18 protein-coding genes are annotated in these 18,941 nt (G+C 62.1%); 13 read left to right on the plus strand and 5 right to left on the minus strand.

Features of this window, described 5'->3' with window-relative positions:
* Positions 1 to 141 precede the first annotated feature (141 nt).
* The gene (locus tag AC0VX3_RS05410; RefSeq protein ID WP_475523860.1) at positions 142 to 1,581 is read right to left on the minus strand and encodes a helix-turn-helix domain-containing protein; all 1,440 of its coding nucleotides are present in this window, start codon (positions 1,579 to 1,581) and stop codon (positions 142 to 144) included.
* A 233-nt stretch (positions 1,582 to 1,814) separates the two neighbouring features.
* On the opposite strand from AC0VX3_RS05410, the gene AC0VX3_RS05415 reads away from it, so the two are divergent.
* Positions 1,815 to 2,117 carry a response regulator transcription factor gene (locus tag AC0VX3_RS05415; RefSeq protein WP_342893148.1) on the plus strand — a complete coding sequence of 101 codons (303 nt, stop codon included), beginning with the start codon at positions 1,815 to 1,817 and terminating at the stop codon, positions 2,115 to 2,117.
* Positions 2,118 to 2,310: 193 nt separating this feature from the next.
* On the opposite strand, the gene AC0VX3_RS05420 is transcribed toward AC0VX3_RS05415, so the two are convergent.
* Positions 2,311 to 3,249: a LysR substrate-binding domain-containing protein gene (locus AC0VX3_RS05420; protein WP_475523861.1), complete on the minus strand. Its 939-nt coding sequence runs from the start codon at positions 3,247 to 3,249 to the stop codon at positions 2,311 to 2,313.
* A 224-nt stretch (positions 3,250 to 3,473) separates the two neighbouring features.
* Positions 3,474 to 4,277 (minus strand): creatininase family protein, encoded by an 804-nt coding sequence (locus AC0VX3_RS05425; protein ID WP_475525140.1) that lies wholly within the window; start codon positions 4,275 to 4,277, stop codon positions 3,474 to 3,476.
* Positions 4,278 to 4,452: 175 nt separating this feature from the next.
* Here AC0VX3_RS05425 and AC0VX3_RS05430 point away from each other — a divergent pair, with 175 nt between their 5' ends.
* From AC0VX3_RS05430 to AC0VX3_RS05450, 5 genes are all read left to right on the plus strand, one after another.
* Complete coding sequence (locus AC0VX3_RS05430; RefSeq protein WP_475523862.1) at positions 4,453 to 5,466, plus strand: putative metalloprotease CJM1_0395 family protein; 1,014 nt, start codon at positions 4,453 to 4,455, stop codon at positions 5,464 to 5,466.
* A gap of 152 nt (positions 5,467 to 5,618) precedes the next feature.
* Positions 5,619 to 6,776 (plus strand): MFS transporter, encoded by a 1,158-nt coding sequence (locus tag AC0VX3_RS05435; protein ID WP_475523863.1) that lies wholly within the window; start codon positions 5,619 to 5,621, stop codon positions 6,774 to 6,776.
* Between the two features lie 69 nt (positions 6,777 to 6,845).
* Positions 6,846 to 7,667, plus strand: coding sequence for an ABC transporter ATP-binding protein (locus AC0VX3_RS05440; RefSeq protein ID WP_475523864.1), 822 nt, complete (start codon positions 6,846 to 6,848; stop codon positions 7,665 to 7,667).
* 173 nt (positions 7,668 to 7,840) lie between these two features.
* On the plus strand, positions 7,841 to 8,362 hold the full coding sequence (locus AC0VX3_RS05445) for a MarR family winged helix-turn-helix transcriptional regulator (RefSeq protein WP_342893143.1): 522 nt from the start codon (positions 7,841 to 7,843) through the stop codon (positions 8,360 to 8,362).
* A 158-nt stretch (positions 8,363 to 8,520) separates the two neighbouring features.
* A complete protein-coding gene (locus AC0VX3_RS05450) occupies positions 8,521 to 8,769 on the plus strand; it encodes a hypothetical protein (RefSeq protein WP_475523865.1) in 249 nt (82 codons plus the stop codon).
* 71 nt (positions 8,770 to 8,840) lie between these two features.
* On the opposite strand, the gene AC0VX3_RS05455 is transcribed toward AC0VX3_RS05450, so the two are convergent.
* A complete protein-coding gene (locus AC0VX3_RS05455; RefSeq protein ID WP_342893141.1) occupies positions 8,841 to 9,914 on the minus strand; it encodes a tartrate dehydrogenase in 1,074 nt (357 codons plus the stop codon).
* Between the two features lie 194 nt (positions 9,915 to 10,108).
* On the opposite strand from AC0VX3_RS05455, the gene AC0VX3_RS05460 reads away from it, so the two are divergent.
* The 3 genes from AC0VX3_RS05460 (at position 10,109) to AC0VX3_RS05470 (ending at position 14,418) form a co-directional block, all read left to right on the plus strand.
* Entirely contained in the window at positions 10,109 to 11,023 is a 915-nt protein-coding gene (locus AC0VX3_RS05460; protein WP_475523866.1) for a LysR family transcriptional regulator, read from the plus strand.
* A gap of 120 nt (positions 11,024 to 11,143) precedes the next feature.
* Positions 11,144 to 12,121 (plus strand): TAXI family TRAP transporter solute-binding subunit, encoded by a 978-nt coding sequence (locus AC0VX3_RS05465; protein WP_475523867.1) that lies wholly within the window; start codon positions 11,144 to 11,146, stop codon positions 12,119 to 12,121.
* An 89-nt stretch (positions 12,122 to 12,210) separates the two neighbouring features.
* On the plus strand, positions 12,211 to 14,418 hold the full coding sequence (locus AC0VX3_RS05470; RefSeq protein WP_475523868.1) for a TRAP transporter permease: 2,208 nt from the start codon (positions 12,211 to 12,213) through the stop codon (positions 14,416 to 14,418).
* A gap of 268 nt (positions 14,419 to 14,686) precedes the next feature.
* Here AC0VX3_RS05470 and AC0VX3_RS05475 read toward each other — a convergent pair whose 3' ends face one another.
* Complete coding sequence (locus tag AC0VX3_RS05475; protein ID WP_475523869.1) at positions 14,687 to 15,142, minus strand: methylated-DNA--[protein]-cysteine S-methyltransferase; 456 nt, start codon at positions 15,140 to 15,142, stop codon at positions 14,687 to 14,689.
* A gap of 133 nt (positions 15,143 to 15,275) precedes the next feature.
* On the opposite strand from AC0VX3_RS05475, the gene AC0VX3_RS05480 reads away from it, so the two are divergent.
* The 4 genes from AC0VX3_RS05480 to AC0VX3_RS05495 all read left to right on the plus strand — a co-directional run bounded on the left by AC0VX3_RS05480 (position 15,276) and on the right by AC0VX3_RS05495 (position 18,824).
* The gene (locus tag AC0VX3_RS05480; RefSeq protein WP_342893139.1) at positions 15,276 to 16,181 is read left to right on the plus strand and encodes a DMT family transporter; all 906 of its coding nucleotides are present in this window, start codon (positions 15,276 to 15,278) and stop codon (positions 16,179 to 16,181) included.
* 203 nt (positions 16,182 to 16,384) lie between these two features.
* On the plus strand, positions 16,385 to 17,029 hold the full coding sequence (locus AC0VX3_RS05485) for a L,D-transpeptidase (RefSeq protein ID WP_475523870.1): 645 nt from the start codon (positions 16,385 to 16,387) through the stop codon (positions 17,027 to 17,029).
* 95 nt (positions 17,030 to 17,124) lie between these two features.
* Entirely contained in the window at positions 17,125 to 17,613 is a 489-nt protein-coding gene (locus AC0VX3_RS05490) for an OmpA family protein (RefSeq protein ID WP_475525141.1), read from the plus strand.
* Between the two features lie 119 nt (positions 17,614 to 17,732).
* Positions 17,733 to 18,824, plus strand: a complete 1,092-nt coding sequence (locus AC0VX3_RS05495) for a LacI family DNA-binding transcriptional regulator (protein ID WP_475523871.1) — start codon at positions 17,733 to 17,735, stop codon at positions 18,822 to 18,824.
* Positions 18,825 to 18,941: the final 117 nt, after the last annotated feature.

The following is an 18,941-nucleotide window of genomic DNA, read 5'->3' on the forward strand; positions in this document are numbered from 1 at the left end:
CAGCTCTGAAATAACATGGTAGAGCATGGCACCATCGAAAATGCCGGAATGACGCCTGCCGATCATGTCGGCTTACGGCCGAACCAGATCGGCCAGCCTTTCCGGACCGTCCGGGCGAGGGGCTGCAATCGGTATCTGCGCCTAATCGATGGCGTCGACCTGATAGGGCACGATGCCGCGGCGGCCGGATTCGATAAAGGGTTCCTTGTCCAGAGCGGGGAAGGCGCGCTGGTCGCAGGTGTCGCGCGGGCAGATCCGGCAATTGACACCGATCGGTTCGGGCGAGGCGATGTCCTCCACAGCGAGACCGTCGGCATAGACCACGGTGTCGGCATATCTGACCTCGCAGCCGATGCCGAGCGCATAGCGGCGCTCGCCGCTGCGATGGTCCGGCTGATGTTTGGTGACGCTTGTAGCCACGCACAGATAGCGCACGCCGTCTGGCATCTGGGCAATCTGCGCGGTGAACTTGTTGGAGTTCTGTTCAAAGGCCTGATGCACGTTCCAGCGCGGGCAGGATCCGCCGAACCTGGCGAACTGGAAGCGGGTCGCGCTGTGCCGCTTGACCACATTGCCGGCCCGGTCGATCTTGACGAAATAGAACGGCAGGCCCTTTGCGCCGGGGCGCTGCAGGGTCGAAAGCCGGTGGCAGACGGTCTCGATGCTGGCGTCAAGGCGGTTGGACAGAAGCTGGATGTCGTGCCGGCTTTCCGAGGCCGCTTTCAGGAAGTCGTCATAAGGCAGCAGCAGCGCGCCTGAAAAATAGTTTCTAAGGGCCAGCCTCGCGATGCTCTCGGCCGATTTCGTCTTGAACCTTGCCCGTTCAACTTCCTCCGAAATCAGGTCACGGACGCAGAGTTCGGCGATCGCGGAGCCGAGAAGAAAGTTTCTGGTCGACTGGGGGACCGCGCGGTAAAGGGCGATGGTGCGGGCATGCTCTTCCTGCCGGATCAGGGTGCCGTCGTAGTCGGGGAACTGGGTGACCGAGATGGCGAACCGGTCCTTCAGCCAGCCTGTCAGGGCCGCGAATTTGGATGGGGCGCGGGCAAGGCCGATCTCGCCGGCGAGCTTTTCCGCCGCCCGGTCGATCGAATCGACATAGTTGTCCATGTAGTGGAAATAGTCGCGGACTTCGTCATACGCGGATTGCTTCAGGCCCGGCCCCTCCACGTCGGAGCCGCCCTGCTGGACAAGATCGTCGGCGATGGCTTCCCGGTCGTGATAGGTCCGCAGCGCGCCGTAGAGATCCATGATCGCCTTGGTTACGCCGGGCGCCCGGGTCACCAGTTCGTGGATCTCCTGCCGTCCGACCGAGGCGCTGTGATACTGGGTGTCTGCAAAGATCTCCTGCAGATCCTGGGCGACCCGGTCGAGATCGTTCTTCTCGAAGGCCGACAGGTCGACGCCGAAGATACGGTTGATCGTGAGCAGAACCGACGCGGTCACCGGCCTGTTGTTGTTCTCGATCTGGTTCACATAGGCGGTGGACAGGCCGATCTTTCTGGCGAATTCAACCTGGGACAGGCTGAAATCGGATCGGATCTGACGCAGCGTGTGGCCTGAAAAAAGCTTTTTGCTCACGCCGGTGTTCTCCAAAGTCATATTGCAAATTATTTGCAATATCCAATATGCACTTTAACATTTTACAATAGCCGGGTAATCATGAACAGTGCCGCAGCATCAAACATTCAAAAAAACACCGGCAAGATGCCCGAATGCTTTCAACGCGGTCAGCCGGGGAATGCCGATCAGGTCCGATCGGCCGTCCACCGACCCGCGATACGGACAGTGTCCGAACCCCAAGGAGCAGAGTGATGACAGCCCATTTCGCCCTGACGCCCTGTGCCGCCCGGGACGGCGCTACCAGCGGTTTCGCTGCCGGCATCAGATGGCCGCTCAACCTGAGCGAACTTGTGACCCCCCGGCAACTCGAAATTCTGCTGAAGCTGTGCGAGGGCAAGGTGAACAAGCAGATTGCCTACGATCTCGGTGTTTCCATTGCGACGGTCAAGGCGCATATCCGCAATGCTATCACCCGTCTGGGGGCGAAAAACCGCACCAATGCGGTGGCTATCGTCGCCGCCAACACCGCCATTTTCCAGAACGCGGCGGGCTGACCGGCTTCTCCCCTGCAGCCTGAGCTGTGCACCGCCCCATCGGCTGTCCTATCGGCTACACCGCCCAGAACAAGACAAGGCACCCGGCAGAGGTGCTTGATAAAGGCGGCGTTTGCCAACCGGTCCAAACCTCACGAGCGCCGGCCCGTGGGGTCAATCGAGGTCTCGTTTGTCGAGGTGACCGGATGGGCCTTCAGGCGCTTCGCCTGATCATCGCGGCCCGGACCAGCGCGACCTCTTCGGACAGAAAATCGCAGAAATCCTTCGCGACGATCGAGATCGGCCTGTGTGTCGGCGTGAGGATGGACAGGTTGTTGTGGATGCGCGGCCGGAACGGCCGAAACACGATCTGGGGCGGTCCCATGCCGCGCCGGCTCTGCTGCTGGGCGTTGTAGGCGGTGACCATGTCGCAGATCAGGGCACACAGGCCGGCTTCCACGAATTGCAGGCCCGGCCAGGCCGTCTGCAGCTCGAAACGCTGATTGAAGCGGACGCCGGCATCGCGGAAACGCGCCAGCGTCTGCTTGTGGCTGCGGTGCTCGGATTGCAGCAGGGCCAGCGGGTAGCCGTCCAGTTCCGTGGGCGTGATCACCTCCTTCGAGGCCAGCGGATCGGTCGCCGGAATGGCGCACATGCATTCAAGGTCGAAATCGATCTGGTCGAAGGAATTGCGTGCGCGCGGTGTTTCAGCGAAGCCGATGTCGAACTGTTGCGCTGCGATCAGGTCCTCGATCTCTGCCGAGCTCCGGCTGGCGATGGCCACCTTCACGCTCGGCTTGTCGGCAATGAAGCGTGACAGGCAATTCGGCAGAAAGTCGGCGGTTGCTTCCGGGATGCCGGCCACCCGCAACTGGCCGTGTTCCCGGTTGGCGAGGCCGCGCAGGGTCCTCTTCGAGACCTCGAGACGCTTCAGGATTGCCTCGGCTTCCTCCAGGAAAAACTCTGCTTCGGGGGTCGGTACCAGCCGGCCCTGTTCGCGCACGAACAGTTTCAGTTCGAGTTCCGTTTCCAGTCCGGCGATGGTCGAGCTGACGGCAGGCTGGGTTCGGCCGAGCGTTCGGGCGGCTTCCGAGATGGAGCCGCTGCGCATGACCTCACGAAAGGTCGACAATTGCCGAATTGACAGATTCATGGTTCCGCGAGAACCGCCTTCCAGAATTACAATCAGTTAATGTGTCGCCTATTCAGGTAAAGGTCAACACTACGTCCAATACTTTCTCCAGAAACGACTTAAGTGTTGTTGGTAAGTTTTATTTAATGAAAAATAACAATCCGAAATATTAGTTATGGTTCAAAAATAATTACCTTCCGGAATTCGTAAGGTGTCCCCGTTTCCGGACGGCGATTTCCGGCGCTCTACGCGTCCGGGGTCCTGAGCAGGCCGATGTCGAAGGCATTGACATCCTGCAGCAGTTCGATGAAGCCACGCGCCGCATGATCGAGCGAGCGGCGTCCCTTGTCCGGCGTCGCGCGGGCCGCGTTCCCGAGCGCGCCCGCAGGGTTGAGATCCTCGGCCATCCAGCCGTATTGCGCCTTGCCGTGCCCGCGCAGGTGTTTGAAATCAGTCAAGTAACGCTGCTGTTCGGACAGAAAGTCCGTTGCCGCATCCATACGCACGAGATCGGGGCGCAAGTGCAGCATCAGCGAGGTTTCGATGTCCCCGCCATGGATGCCGTAGACAAATTCATCTTCCGGATACAGACCTTCCGGCTGGCCGAAGCGCAGCCAGTTGGTTGCGGTCACGAACATGCCGTGCCTTGTCCTGAGTTCGCGGGCGACAATATCCAGGACCGGGACGTTGCCGCCGTGGGAGTTGATCAGCACGAGCTTGCGCAGACCCGCACGGGCGACACATTCACCGATCTCAAGCCAGCATCGTGTCACCGTGTCCCAGGACAACGTCAGGGTACCGGGAAAAGACAGGTGCTCGTCCGACTTGCCGACTGCCTGAACCGGCAGGAATGTGGCCGGAAGATCCGGCGGCAGAAGTTCCAGCACACGGTTGACCTGGCCCTGCGCGATGGTCAGGTCCGTGGAAACGGGAAGGTGGGGTCCATGCTGTTCGACCGCGGCAACGGGCAGAACCGCGATCCAGCTCTCATGGCCTGGCGCCTGGAAGTCGCGCGTGGTCATGTCTTGCCAATAGGGGCTGGGAAGCATCACGTCGGACCGCCTCGCGCGCTGTTAACCGTCTGACCTGATTTGCACATCGTGAGAAAGCAGGCAAGGGGGACGTGGCCGCAATCAGGCTACCGGCCCCGTTCACGAGGATATGATGCCGGATTCTTAACCGGTGTTTAGAGTTTACTGACTCCTGTCGGGGACAATCTGCGCCATGATCGGCGCGCTCTTGTCAAACACGCCAGCGACCCTTCTGAAAAGCAATGGTGTCGCCAGCGAAACACGGTCCAGCCCGGAGGAGACAAACCCGGGCCGGGAAGGGCTGGGCGCGCGCGAAAGCCAGGCCGGTCAGAGGGCCGCGTCCCTGCGGGCCGGCGGCAGTCCGACGCTGACCGCAGAGGCGGTCATGGTGCTGCAGGAGGCCGACAGTTCAAGCGGCTCGAAGGCACGCGTCCCCGGGGCGCAGTCTCCGGCTTCCGAGGACGGCGAGGTCGACAACGTCACGGCACAAGGCGCGCGTGAGCGGACGGTTGCTGCCGCAACCGGAACCGGCGGCCAGGCCAACGCGGTGCAAGGACAGCAAACCGCGGACGAAGAGGACGATCCGGACGGAGACGGCCTGAATGAGGCCGAGGAGAAGCAGGTCTCGGACCTGAAACAGCGTGACGCCGAGGTGCGGGCACACGAACAGGCCCATGCCCGTGTCGGCGGTGCTCACGCGGGGGCGCCGAGCTACACGTTTCAGCAGGGACCCGACGGCAAGCGCTACGCGATCGGCGGCGAGGTGCAGATCGACACGTCAACGGAGCGCTCACCCGAGGCCACCATCCGCAAGATGCAGGTCGTCATCCGGGCGGCGACCGCGCCCGCGGAGCCGTCTTCGCAGGACCTCAAGGTGGCGCAGCAGGCAAGATCGCAACTGTCCGAGGCCCAGGCCGAGCTGCGTCAGCAAAAGGCTGAGGAGCTGTCCGGAGACGAGGATGCCGCCGGTTCCGGGGCCGCCCCGGCCGAAACCGGCCCGCCGGAGGGCGTTGCCGGGGCGACCGAAGACGATGCGCCTGCCAGGGCGAACGGTTCGGAACGCCGCGCCGATACCAGCGCCGCCATTGCTGCGTATGAGGCTGCGTCCCGGTCGGCATCCCAGTCCACATCCCAGGCCACATCCCAGGCCACATCGAATCCGGCATCCCCGGATGTCTCCGGGGCTGACGGGCTGGTTGTGTCCTGATCGCAACGGCGTCCTGACGGTCCTGGTCCGCTCTCGCTCCAGCGCATCCGGCGGCCGTCCGAATGCCGCGCGTCCGTTACTTGTCTAACGGGCGGAGGCGTGACAGAAAGGCTTTTCCTTTCGGCACGTCAGCCCTTCAAGAACATCAGACAATGACAAATCCTCACCAGGACCTAGCCTCTGCCGCGCGCCGGGTCGTATCGGCGATCTTCTTCATGTGCGGGTCGTTTATCGGCATCTGGGCGTCCCGTATCCCGCATGTCAAAGCCGGGGCCGGTCTCGACGAGAGCGGTTTCGGGCTTCTGCTGCTCGTGATGGCGTGCGGAGCGTTCGCGTCATTTCCGCTGGCCGGGCTGCTGATCGACCGAAGGGGCGCGGCGCCCGTGACCAAGTTCTTCGCTGCCGCCACCGTTGTCGGTTTTCTGCTGGTCGGCCTGGCGCCATCCGTTCCGCTGCTCACCGCGGCCCTTTTCCTGGCGGGATTTTCCTTCGGTGCGCTGGATGTGTCGATGAACGGGTGGGGCGCGGAAGTCGAAACCGCTCTGGGGCGGCCGATCATGTCCTCCTATCACGGGTTGTTCAGCCTTGGCGCGGCGATAGCCGCCCTGCTTGGCGGTGCCGCGATCGAGGCAGGTCTGAGTGTCGCGCTTCATTTCATCCTGTGGGTGGCGCTGACCGCGCCGTTCCTGGTCTGGTTCTGGCGCCAACCCTGGCCGCAGATCGCCGGGCCTTCGGACGCGGCCAAGGCACCGTTGTTCGCGCTGCCGAAAGGTGCGCTGGTGCTGGTCGGCCTGATGGCGCTCGTGGCGGCGCTCGGCGAAGGCGCGGTCACCGACTGGGCGGCGCTGTACCAGATCGGGGATCTCGGATATTCGGAAGCGATTGCGCCGACCGCCTTTACCATCTTTTCCACGGCCATGGTCATCATGCGGCTGTCCGGTGACAAGGTCATCGCCCGTTTCGGGGCGGTCCGGGTGGCCCGCTGGAGCGGCCTGGTCGCCTTTGCCGGCTGCCTGCTGCTGGTTTCAGGGTTGAACATCTGGGCGGTCTGGGCGGGCTGCTTTATCATGGGGCTCGGATATGCGGTGCTGTTTCCGCTTGCCATGTCCCGGGCCGCGGGCGATCCGCACATGTCCAGGGGATCGGCTCTGGCCGCCGTTGCCACTCTTGGCTATGGCGCATTCCTGTTCGGTCCTCCCGTTCTGGGTTTTGTCGGTGACCTGCTGTCGCTTCGGGCGTCCTTTGCCGTTGTCGCTGTCCTGACCATGGCCATCCCGCTGCTGGCGGGATCCCTCAAGGTGCGCTCCTGAAATCCTGGCCCTGAAATCCCAACCCTGACACCCGGGCCAGGTGGGCCCTAGGCAAGGATACATGATCCCATGTCGCAACAAGATCAGGCGCCCGTCGTCGTCTCGCTGAGAAACATCCGCAAGGCTTTCGACACCGGCACGACGGCGCTGGACAACTTCTCCCTAGACATTCGCGAAGGCGAATTCGTGTCCCTGCTCGGACCGTCAGGATGCGGCAAGTCCAGTGCGCTCAGGATCATCGCCGGGCTGTCGGAACCGAGTGCGGGTGCCGTCGAGTGGCCTGCTGCGCAGCCGGACAGGAAGATAGATCGGGAGCGGAACGGCCGGGACCTGATCGACCGGGATCTGGCGTTCGTCTTCCAGGAACCGACGCTGATGCCCTGGGCAAGTGTCTTCGACAATGTCTGGCTGCCGTTGCGCGCGCGCTGGGTTTCACGCGAGCGCGCCCGCGAGCAGGTGATGGATGCGCTTGCGACGGTCGGTCTTGAGGACGCCACGCAGCTCTTTCCGCGCGAATTATCCGGAGGCATGAAAATGCGCGTGTCGATCGCCCGCGCGCTGATTACCCGCCCGAGGGTCCTGTTGATGGACGAGCCCTTCGCGGCGCTCGACGAAATTACCCGCTTCAAGCTCAACAACGATCTCCTGCGCCTTCAGGCCAGCTTCGGCTGGACGGTGCTGTTCGTCACCCATTCGGTGTTTGAATCGGTCTATCTGTCCAGCCGGATCGTTGTCATGGCGGCAGCGCCCGGCCGGGTGAGCTGCGAGAAAACGATCACGCCCTCGCAGCCGCGCGACGATGCCTTCCGCAATTCCCGGCAGTACAGTCTTTATTGCCAGGAGGTTTCGACGGCCTTGCAAACGGCGATGGAGCCCCAAGGCATGGGCTGATCCCCGGTGCGGGCCGCCGCGTCCAATCGCAGCCCAAAACATGCCAGCCGGCGCCCCTGCGGCCAAATCATCCTCGGTTCGCGCAGTGTCATTCGACGGTTAAATACTCCGTCTAGGGTGCGCCGCGTCGACGTTGAGCGTGATTCGAGTTTATTTGGGACGGGGATGGTGCAATGGCTTTCAACTACAAGAAAAGCATAACCTTTCGTCTGGTTCAGGCGGCGAAGGCACAACGGGCCCGTGCGGGATCGCATCTCATGCGGATCGGCCTGCATCCCGGGCAGGAGCTGGTCCTGAAGGTGCTCGCCGATGCGGACGGCAGGACCATGAGCCAACTGGCGCTGGCTCTCGGCGTTCAGCCGCCGACGGTGACGAAAATGGTGACCCGCCTGTCCGCGCAAGGCTATGTCCGGCGCCAGGTGTCCGACACGGACGGGCGTCTGGCCCGGGTCTACCTGACCGATACGGGGCGGGAGCTGGTGGTCTTCGTGGACAAGGCCTGGAAGCGGCTTGAACGCGAGGCCATGTCCGGTCTCGACGACAAGGACCGCAAGAAACTGCGCAAGCTGCTGCGGCAGGTGGAAAAGAACCTGTCCATCTCAATCGACGACGATCCCGAACACGAATCCGATTTCGAGACGGACGGCGAGGAGACCCCGGACGCAGGGAAGACCAAGGAACTGTCCGCAGCCTGACCGGAAGATGTCTTCGGGTTTTGCCTGGGAACGGTTCTCGACGGACCGGGCGCCTCGACAACCGGCCGGCCGCCAAGATTAAAAATTGCTCATTTGAATTCCGACGCGTTCGAAACCATCTCTTCTTGAGATCCGGAGCATCGCGGAGCGAAATTGAAATGGCAATGAACTACACGTCGATCAACGAGGACAGGGGTGCCCGCCGCGCTGCGGAGTTGCGGCGCCGGTTCGCGCAGGCTTCCAGCAAGGCCGCACGCGGCGACGGGTTCGGATTTGGACCGGCCGCGCAACAGCGCCTCCGGCACGTGGGCGCTTCGCGGCGCTCCGAGCTGCATTCATTTCTGGCCTGGAGCGCTCTGGCGGCTGTGGTTGTTGTCATCGGAATGATGCTGTTCAGGGCCCTGTAGCGTTTTGTCCGCCGCCAGGGGGTGCGGCCGCCGACCCGGCAGAAGGGTCGGCTTGCCGCCTGATCGATTGTTCAGATGTTTTCCACGCGGATGGCTTCGCAGACCGCGTCGGTCACGTCCTGCGTCGTCGACGTGCCGCCGACATCCGGCGTCAGCACGCCATCGTCGCAGACTTTTTCAACCGAGCGCATAAGCCGTTCCGCGGCGTTCGTCTCGCCCAGATGCTCGAGCATTTGCGACGCTGTCCAGAAGGTCGCGACAGGGTTGGCGATGCCTTTTCCGGTGATGTCGAAGGCGGATCCGTGGATCGGTTCGAACATGGACGGGAAACGGCGTTCCGGATCGATGTTTCCGGTAGGGGCCACGCCGAGACTGCCGGCCAGGGCTCCTGCCAGGTCGGACAGAATATCGGCATGAAGATTGGTGGCCACGATCGTATCGAGGCTCTTCGGGTCCTTCACCATGCGGACGGTCATCGCGTCGACCAGCATCTTGTCCCAGGTCACGTCCGGAAATTCCTTCGAAACCTCCGCAGCGATCTCGTCCCACATGACCATGCCGTGGCGCTGGGCATTCGACTTGGTGACGACCGTGAGAAACTTGCGCGGACGCGACCGGGCGAGACGGAAGGCATAGCGCATGATCCGGGTGACGCCGACCCGGGTGAAAATCGCGACTTCGGTCCCGACTTCCTCGGGTAGTCCCCTGTGCGCACGGCCGCCGTGGCCGGAATATTCGCCTTCGGAGTTCTCGCGGACGATCACCCAGTCCAGATCCCCCGGTCCGACCCCTTCAAGGGGAGACGAGATGCCGGGCAGGATCTTCGTCGGACGGACATTGGCGTATTGGTCAAATCCCTGGCAGATCGGCAGCCGCAGGCCCCACAGGGTAATATGGTCCGGCACGTCCGGCGCGCCGACGGCCCCGAAAAAGATCGCATCGAATTTCTTCAGTTGCTGCGTTCCGTCTTCCGGCATCAACGCGCCGGTGCGCTTGTAGCGGTCCGAGCCCCAGTCGAAGTGTGTCACCTCAAACGCAAAACCGCCGTCGCGTCGCGCCAGCGCTTCCAGCGCCTGCAGCCCTGCCGCGATGACTTCCGGTCCGATTCCATCCGCCGGGATAGCTGCGATTTTATAGTGCTTCATGGCTCTTGTCTGTTCCTTCGAAGGGCTTCGATACCGGACGCGTCACACAGGATGGCTCCCTTGGGGGCAGGTGGCCTCTCTGGAACAACGTCATGCCGGAATTGTCCGCCTGACGTTAGGAGGGATGTACGGGATGGCTCAATGTGCATATGATTATATACAATGACGTAATAATGGGGTCGGGTGCCGGGTATATGCAAATCTACCAACTCAAATGTTTTCTTGCGGTGGCGGAAACGCTCCACTTCGGCCGGGCGGCTCAATCCCTGGATCTGCTGCCCGCTTCCCTAGGCCGGCAGATCAAGATCCTCGAAAACCAGCTTGAAACAAACCTTTTTCTCAGAACCACGCGCAACGTCACGATAACGGAAGCGGGGCGTGCCATTCTGGAGGATGCCCGGAACCTCGTTGCCCAGTCGGAGCGGCTCGAGGAAAAGATCCGTTCGATCCGGGCCTCTCAGGTGCCTGTCCTGCGGGTGGGGGCCATCGACAGCGCATCGGCGGGACTGATGCCGCAATTGCTGCAATTACTGAGGAAAGACCAGCCGGACATCGAGGTTCAGCTTTTCGAACAGAAGACCATCCATCTTCTGCCCAAGCTTCTCAGTGGCAGCCTAGATATCGCATTTTGCCGGCCGCCCGATGTGCGCGATCCAAGGATCCATTTTCGCACTCTTTTCCACGAAACCGCCGTGGTTGCGCTTCCCTCAGACCATCCGCTGGCGGCGAAAAGCGAAATTTTCATCGAGGACCTTGTCGATGCGCCCCTGATTGTCCCCGACAGACGATCGCGGCCGCATTCTCACGACCTGACGATGAAGCTGTTCATGGATGCCGGCTTGACGGCGCGCGTCGCGCAGATTGCCGAGGAAAAGCATACGATCGTCAATCTGGTTGCGACGGGAACGGGCCTGGCGATCGTTCCCCGCTGGACCGCGCGTATCGCGGTTACGGGTATAAAGTTCGTGCCGCTGGCGATTTCGTCCGGTTCCCTGAGATCGAAACTGATCCTGGCGGCTGCCTGGTCGCGGGGGACCCGTGATCCGCAGCGCGATGCATTGCTGGACGTCCTGGACAGAAACCTGAGAGACATTGAAGATACCGCCTGATAATAACGAAAAATAATATAATCTTCAGCGCGTTTTCACGGCCTCCGTTCCTCTTCATGATCAAGGCTTGCGGTGCCATTGCAGACACTCATGGTGCCGGAAGAATTCTTGGGAGGAAATATGTCTATCAAACTTGCTTCTGTTGCCGCTGTCCTCGCCGGCGCGCTTTGCGCTTTGCCGGCCACCGCACAGGACCGCGACGGCTGGCCGACCAGCATCACCATCGGAACCGGCAGCCAGGGCGGTACCTATTTCGGCTACGGCAGTGGCTTCGGTGCGATGATCAGCGAAAAGCTGGACATCAATGCGGGCGCTGAAGTCACCGGCGGCCCTGTCCAGAATGTCACGCTGGTGGAAACCGGCGAACATCAGCTGGGTTTCGTGACCCTTGGACCGGCCGACGAGGCACGCAGGGGCGAAAGCCCGCTGATGCCGGGTGTGCCGCATGAAAATGTCCGTGCCTTGTTCCCGATGTATCAGACCCCGCTCCAGGCGGCGGTTCTGGCCAGCTCCAACGTCAAGAGCTTTCAGGACCTGAAGGACGGAAAACGCGTTGGCGTCGGTCCCGCAGGGGGAACCTCGGCAACCTACTGGACGCGGTTCTTCGAACAGACCGATTCCGGCGTCAACATCAGCAATGCCGGTGGCTCCGATACGGCAGGACAGCTCAAGGACGGTCTGATCGACGCGTTCGTTTACGCGGCAGGTCTGCCGACCGGCGCCTATTCGCAGCTTGCCGTCGAGAACGATGTTCGCTTCCTGTCCATGGATGACGAAATCCTGGGCAAGATGCTCAAGATCGTTCCGGCCATGCAGCCGTTCCTTATTCCGGCCGATACCTATGAAGATCAGCCGGAAGGCCTGCAGACCGTTTCGCTCTGGAACTTCGCCATTGCGCATCAGGACATGCCGGAAAGCCTGGCTTATGAAATCACCAAGCTGGCAATGGAAAACAACCCCCGCATGGTTCAGAACCACGCAGCTTCAAAAGAAACGCTTCCCGAGAACGTGGTCAAGAACACCGTGATCCCGTTCCATCCGGGTGCGATCCGCTGGTTCAAGGAAAACGGATACGATTTTCCCGGTTTCAACCAGTAATCCGGATCTTTCAACTTGAGTGGGCACGGGCGGTCGAACTTCATTCCCCGCCCGTGTTGCGTTTCCATTCCCTCGTCTGAGCGCCAAAAATGACCACATCACCGAATACCCCGGAACAGAACAAAGAAGAAAAAGGGCCGGCTTCGCTGATAGAAGAGCAGACAGCGCGCGCGCTGGTCGACGAGGAACCGCGTTCCGGCAACCAGCGTGACTTCACCGGCGCACGCAACATGCTGGTTTCCTGCATGTGTGTTGCCTATACGGTGTTCCACCTGCTGGTCATGAACGTCTTTCCTCTGGAGACCTGGGCCTATCGTCTGATCCATGTCGGCGGTGGCCTGTTTCTCGGTTTCCTGCTGTTTGGCGCGACGTCCATGTCGATGCAGGATGAGCGGAAATCGAAAAGATCCCTGCTTGGTGCCGGTCTTCTGGCGCTGGGGGGCGCAGGAATTCTTTATGGCGCTGCCGGTGTTGCGGCCATCTGGATCAACGGCTCGGTGCTCGGCAACGCGCTGCCGCCCGCATGGGCGCTGAGCAGCTTCGGTCTGCCCCTTGTTCTCGGAACGGCGCTGATCATCGTGCATGGCTGGACTTTTCCGCACACGGAACGGACCCGGTTTTCACCAGGAGATGTGCTTCTGGCGGTGGCTGCCATTGCCTGCACCGGCTACCTGATCTTCTTTGCGCGGCAACTTCAGTTGCGCGCCGGCATGCCGATGGCGCTGCCGGGCGACATGTGGGCCGCCGTGACCGGCGTGATGCTCATCATTGAACTGACCCGCCGTCTGGCCGGCCTCGCTCTTGTCGGCATCGCGGGCGTGTTTGTCGCCTATGCGTTCCTGGGACCCTGGCTTCCCGGCATTTTCGAACACCGTGGCTATGACGCGAAGCGCTTCTTCTCGTATATCTTCACGGACAACGGTGTTCTTGGCGCTCCCATCGCGATTTCGTCGACATACATCATCCTGTTCGTCGTGTTCGCGGCGTTTCTGCAGACCACCCGTGTCGGGGAATATTTCGTCAACCTCGCGTTCGCGGCTGCGGGCCACCGCCGTGGCGGCCCCGCGAAGGTGGCGATCTTCGCCTCCGGGCTCATGGGGATGATCAATGGAACCTCGGCCGGAAACGTGGTCGCCACCGGTTCGCTGACGATCCCGATGATGAAGAAGGTCGGTTACCGGCCCCAGACCGCAGCCGCGGTCGAAGCGGCTGCCTCCACCGGCGGACAGATCATGCCGCCGATCATGGGCGCGGGCGCCTTCATCATGGCGGAGATCACCGGCATCCCTTACATGGACATCGTCTGGGCCGCCATCATCCCTGCGATCCTCTACTTCATCTCGGTCTACTTCATGGTCGATCTGGCCGCGAAGAAGGCCAACATGCGCGGCCTGCCGAGAGACCAGTTGCCGAAGCTCGGAATGCTGTTGCGGCAGGTCTATCTGTTCACCCCGATCATCGTCCTGATGTATGCGCTGTTCGCAGGGTACTCGGTGATCCGCTGCGGCACGCTCGCGATGATGACCGCCGCCGTCGTTTCCTGGCTGACACCCTATCGCATGGGGCCGCGCCAGCTGTTTCACGCCTTCGATATCGGTGCGCGGATGGTCCTGCAGCTCGTCGCGGTCTGCGCCACCGCGGGCATCATTGTCGGTGTCATCGCCCTGACCGGTATCGGATCGCGTTTCTCGACCGTGCTGCTGACGCTGGCCGACCAGAGCCAGATCCTGGCGCTGTTCTTCGCCATGGTCGTTTCGATCGTGCTGGGCATGGGCATGCCGACCACAGCCGCTTATGCGGTCGCGGCGAGTGTGATCGCACCGGGCGTCGTGAACCTTGGCGTCGAGCCGCTGGTGGCGCACCTGTTCATCTTCTACTTCGCCGTCATGTCTGCGATCACGCCTCCGGTGGCGCTCGCCGCCTATGCCGGGTCCGCCCTGGCCGGATCTGATCCGGTCAGGACGAGCGTGGAGAGTTTCCGTATCGGCCTTGCGGCCTTCGTGGTGCCCTACATGTTCTTCTTCTCACCGGCGATGCTGCTCCACGGAACCGCGCTGGAAATCGTTCATGTCGCGGTCACGGCTGTCGTGGGTGTCTATTTCCTGTCCTGCGCGGTGCAGGGCTGGTTCCTGGGCCACGCGAGCGCGATCATCCGCCTGGGACTTGCGGTGGCCGGATTGACCATGATCGCCGGTGGGTGGCTGACGGACGGCATCGGACTGGCCATCGCCGTCGTGCTTGTGGTCCTTCAGAAAAAACTGGTGAGCGCAGCAGATGTCGCACATGGCGCCGACTGACGAATACGGTCGCCGGAGGGGGTACCCACCCGGATCGAAACAGTAGGGGGAGAGGTCAGGCCACTGGCCAGCCCCAGCTGTCCGATCTCAACCGGTGATCGCAAGAACGGGCCGGCATTGCCGGCCGGTTCGCTTTTGAGACAACCGTGCGACCGTCCCTGTCATGACTGTGGGCCCGATGGCGCGTTGCGTTCCGTCTGGGGCATTCTGTGTGCCGCGTTCGATCTGATCCATTTGGTCAGATGGGTCATGCTCACAGGCTCTGATATCAGATCAGGAACGGATAGCCGCCCTCCAGCTTCAACAGGGCGATCTTGGTTTCGGTGCCACCGTCGCCGGAATAGCCCCCGAGGCCTTTTGCCGACAGGATCCTGTGGCAGGGAATGACGATCGGGATCGGATTGGCGCCGCAGGCCTGCCCGACAGGCTGGCCGTAGGTGTTCAACTCTCGTGCAACGTCCCCGTAGGTGCGCGTCTCGCCATAGGGGATCGCCAGCATCGCCTTGAAAACGGCCTGGTGAAGCTCGCCGCCTTTCGGGGCGAGAGGCAGGTCGAAATCTTTCAGGTCTCCGGCCAGATAGGCTTCAATCTGCCTGGCGGCCTCTTCGAGCAAAGGTGTTTTGTCTTGGCGAGAAGGGGTATTCCATAGTATCCGGGTTATTGCGCCGTCACTTTCAAAGATCGACAGGCGCCCCAGCGATGTATCAATTTCCACAACAGGCATGCCGGCTTCTCCCGCTTGTCTCCCTCTTCAGGTAACGGCTGGCAGACCGTATCGCAACCGGAGTGTTCCAGCAGGAACGGTCCCTCCCGTGTCATTCATCTGCGGATGAGCAATCGAAAAAGGCTTGCTGCCAATGGCGCAAGACAGACAGAAACAGCCTGCACGCGGAACCGCAGCGGTGGCCGCGCCGCTTGCGGGCATCGGTCTCATCGTCCTGGCTTGCCTGAGTTTTTCGATTCTGGACGCCATCGCGAAATACCTCTCCGCCAGTTTGCCAACGCTGCAGATCGCCTGGATGCGTTTCGTCAGTCATTTGCTGCTGGCTCTGGTCCTGTTCCAGGTCTGGAAAAAACCTTCGCTGCTGAAGACCCGGCGGCCGTTCCTGCAGATCGTCCGCGCCTTCTGCCTGCTCGGGACCACCGTTTTTAACTTCCTGGCGGTGCGCCACCTGCAACTGGCCGAGACAATGGCGATCATGTTCGCCGGTCCCTTCGTGATCACGGCGCTTGCCGGACCGCTCCTGGGAGAATGGGCCGGTCTGAGGCGCTGGGTTGCGATCATTGTGGGGTTCATCGGTGTTCTGGTGGTGACCCAGCCGGGCCTTGGCGGCATGCACTGGGCGGCGATCTATTCGGTCGGCGCGATGACCTTCTACGCGTTCTATGCGATCCTGACACGCCAGCTCACGGCGACAGATGGCTCCGCGGGCATGCTTATCATTTCCGGCCTTGTTGCCAGCCTGGCCATGGCTCCCTTCGGGATCTCGGTCTGGCAGACGCCGCCGGACATCCTGAGCTGGGTCCTGCTCCTTGCCACCGGCGCACTCGGTGCCGGCGGGCATTACCTGTTCATCATGGCGCACCGGATCGCTCCGGCCCCGGTGCTGGCGCCGTTCATCTATATCCAGATCGTCTGGATGATCGCGCTCGGCTTTCTGGTCTTCGGCGATGTTCCCACCACCACCACTGTTATCGGTGCCGCCATCGTGGTCGCTTCCGGCCTCTATATTCTGTATCGCGAGCGGGTGAAGGGCCTCTAGAGCCACTCCGGGTCAGATTGGCTCCAGGACTCCATAACACGGCACCCGAACGGCGCCCGAACGGCGCAGGCATCGGTCCATCAATCGGGGCGGGCGGTTGACGGGATCAGCGACTTCCTCTCTTAATGGCGCCTTGTGTCGGACTACGCCCATGAGTGAAGACCGCCAACCTGTTTGAAAGCCGATCTTTTTTGGGGGATAGGATGGAACTGAACCGCCGAATTTTTCTCGGAGCCGCCGCCGCTGCCGCGGGAACTCTTGCCATGCCGCATGTGGCGCGGGCGAATGCCGCCGCCGATGCCTATTTCAACGGCTATCATCCGGACAGCGGATTTGAATATCGCCGGACCAACTTCAAGCGCATCGATCCCGTCTGGCACCGCCAGATGGTGAAATATCTCAGCGACGAACCGCCCGGAACGGTGGTTGTCGATACCAACAATCATTTCCTTTACTGGGTCTGGGAAAACAACACCGCGCTCAGGTATGGCGTCGGTGTCGGCCGCGAGGGGTTCCAGTGGTTCGGACGCGCGCGGATCGACCGCAAGGCCCTGTGGCCACGCTGGGTTCCGCCGCCCGAAATGCTGCAACGCCAGCCCGATCTGCCGCGCAAGGTCGACGGCGGAGCGGCCAACAATCCGCTTGGTCCCCGGGCGCTGTATCTCTACCGGGACGGACGGGATCTGGGCTACCGGCTTCACAGCACGCTTGAGCCTTGGAGCATCGGTCACGACGTGTCGAGCGGCTGTATCCGGATGTTCCCTGAAGACGTGATAGATCTCTATCAGCGTTGCCCGAAGGGAACAGGCGTGCTGGTGCTGGAGCACCTGGGGGCGAATGCCGGTTGAGGCCGGCTCGTCGTAAAGACGACCGAGAAGGAATTGGGGGCTTTCTTTTGAAGAACAGGTTTGGCCGGCTGGGCCGGAGCGCGCTTGTCGCGCTGATATGTGGATTTGGGGCCGCCGGTTGCAACAGCGCCGGCGGATTGTCTTCACCGAACGTGACCAATGCGCCGGTTGCCGGGTTCGAGAACATTTCTCCCGGGTCCGAGGAAGAGTTCATCATCAATGTCGGCCGCCGGATCTATTTCGAGCAAGGCTCCGCCGTTGTTACCGACGAAGCCCGCGTGACGATCGAGAACCAGGCCCGCTGGCTGAAGAGCAACAAGAAATGGCTGGTCAAGGTTCAGGGTCATGCCGATGATCAGGGCAGCGAGGCCGCGCAGAAAACCCTGTCGACCCGGCGCGCGGATGCGGTCATGGCCGAACTGGCCAAGCTCGGCGTCGGCAAGAACCGGATGTGGGCCAAGGGATACGGAGTGGAACGTCCGGTTACGGATTGCGCCGAAGTGACCTGCAAGTCGCAGAACCGCCGGGTGGTCGTCAATCTCAGGGAAGAGTTCGACGAATCCGCTCCTCAGACGAAACGCTAAAGCGGTACGCGGTTCTGTGGCCGCGCACCGCTCCGGGGCTGTCGCCCGAACGGAATACCGGCTTACCCGGGGGCTTGGACGGTCGCCCTTACCGCCGCTGCGGTCATCGAGAAGTGTGAATGCCTGAAGACAACGGATCCAAGCCTTCCTCGCCGAAAATTCCGCTGAAGCCCGGCCAAAGGCTTACTCTCGGGCATATCGCCGATCAGCTCGGCATCTCCACGGCCACGGTTTCGCTTGCCCTGAGGGACAGCCCTCTGGTGGCGGAGGAAACCCGGGCGAAGGTCAAGAGGACCGCCGAGGAGATCGGTTATATCTACAACCGGTCGGCGGCCTCCCTGCGCACGTCGCGCAGCCAGATCGTCGGCGTTGCGGTGCACGATATTCTCAATCCCTATTTCGCCGAGGTGTTCTCCGCGCTCGAGGATGTGCTGGAGGAGCAGGGGCAGATGGTTTTCATCTGCAACCACAGGGACGATGTGAAGCGCCAGCGTGCGTTCGTCAACACGCTGCTGCAGCACCGGGCGGACGGCCTGATCCTGTGCCCCTCGGTCGGAACATCGGCCGAGGAGATAAACCGGCTGGTGGATCAGGGCATCCCCGTGACGCTGGTGGCGCGCGAGGTTCCCGGGGTCTGGGCCCCTTGCGTGCGCGGGGACGATCTCGCCGGGGCCTACCAGATCACCCGGCATCTCATCGGGCAGGGGCACAAGGACATCGCCATGGTTGGCGGTCGCCGCGGGAGTTCGACCGGCCGTTTCAGAAACGCGGGCTGGCGCAAGGCCCTGGAGGAAGCCGGACTGGAACCCGACAGGCAGTTGGACCTTCCGGAAATGATGACCCAGGCCGATGGCCGGGAAGCTGTTTCGAAGGTCCTGGAGGCCGAGCGGCGCCCGACCGCGATCGTCGCCTTCAACGACCTGGTCGCATTCGGCCTGATGACCACGTTCCGGCGGGCCGGTATCGAACCGGGACCGGACATGGCGATCACCGGGTATGACGATATTGACGGCGCGGACGCGCGCACGCCGGCCCTGACCACCGTCTCCGCCCAGCCCGACAAGATCGGCCGCCTCGCGGCCTTGACGCTGCTGCGCCAGATCGCCGGCGACCGTGTTCCGAACAAGCCCATCGTGATCGAGCCCGACCTGCGGATCCGTGAAAGTTCTCCGCCGCCGGGGATCCGGCTGGCGCCGAAACTGGCCGAATAGATAAAATTCCGCGATCGATCGGGGCATGTCTCAGACCGCTGACAGACTTCAATTCGTCATCCCGGCGCGCACTTCGCGTGGCCGGAATGACGATAGTCAGGCCATGTCGTTGGCATC

The organism is Roseibium sp. QJM3NY_11 (assembly GCF_056173175.1).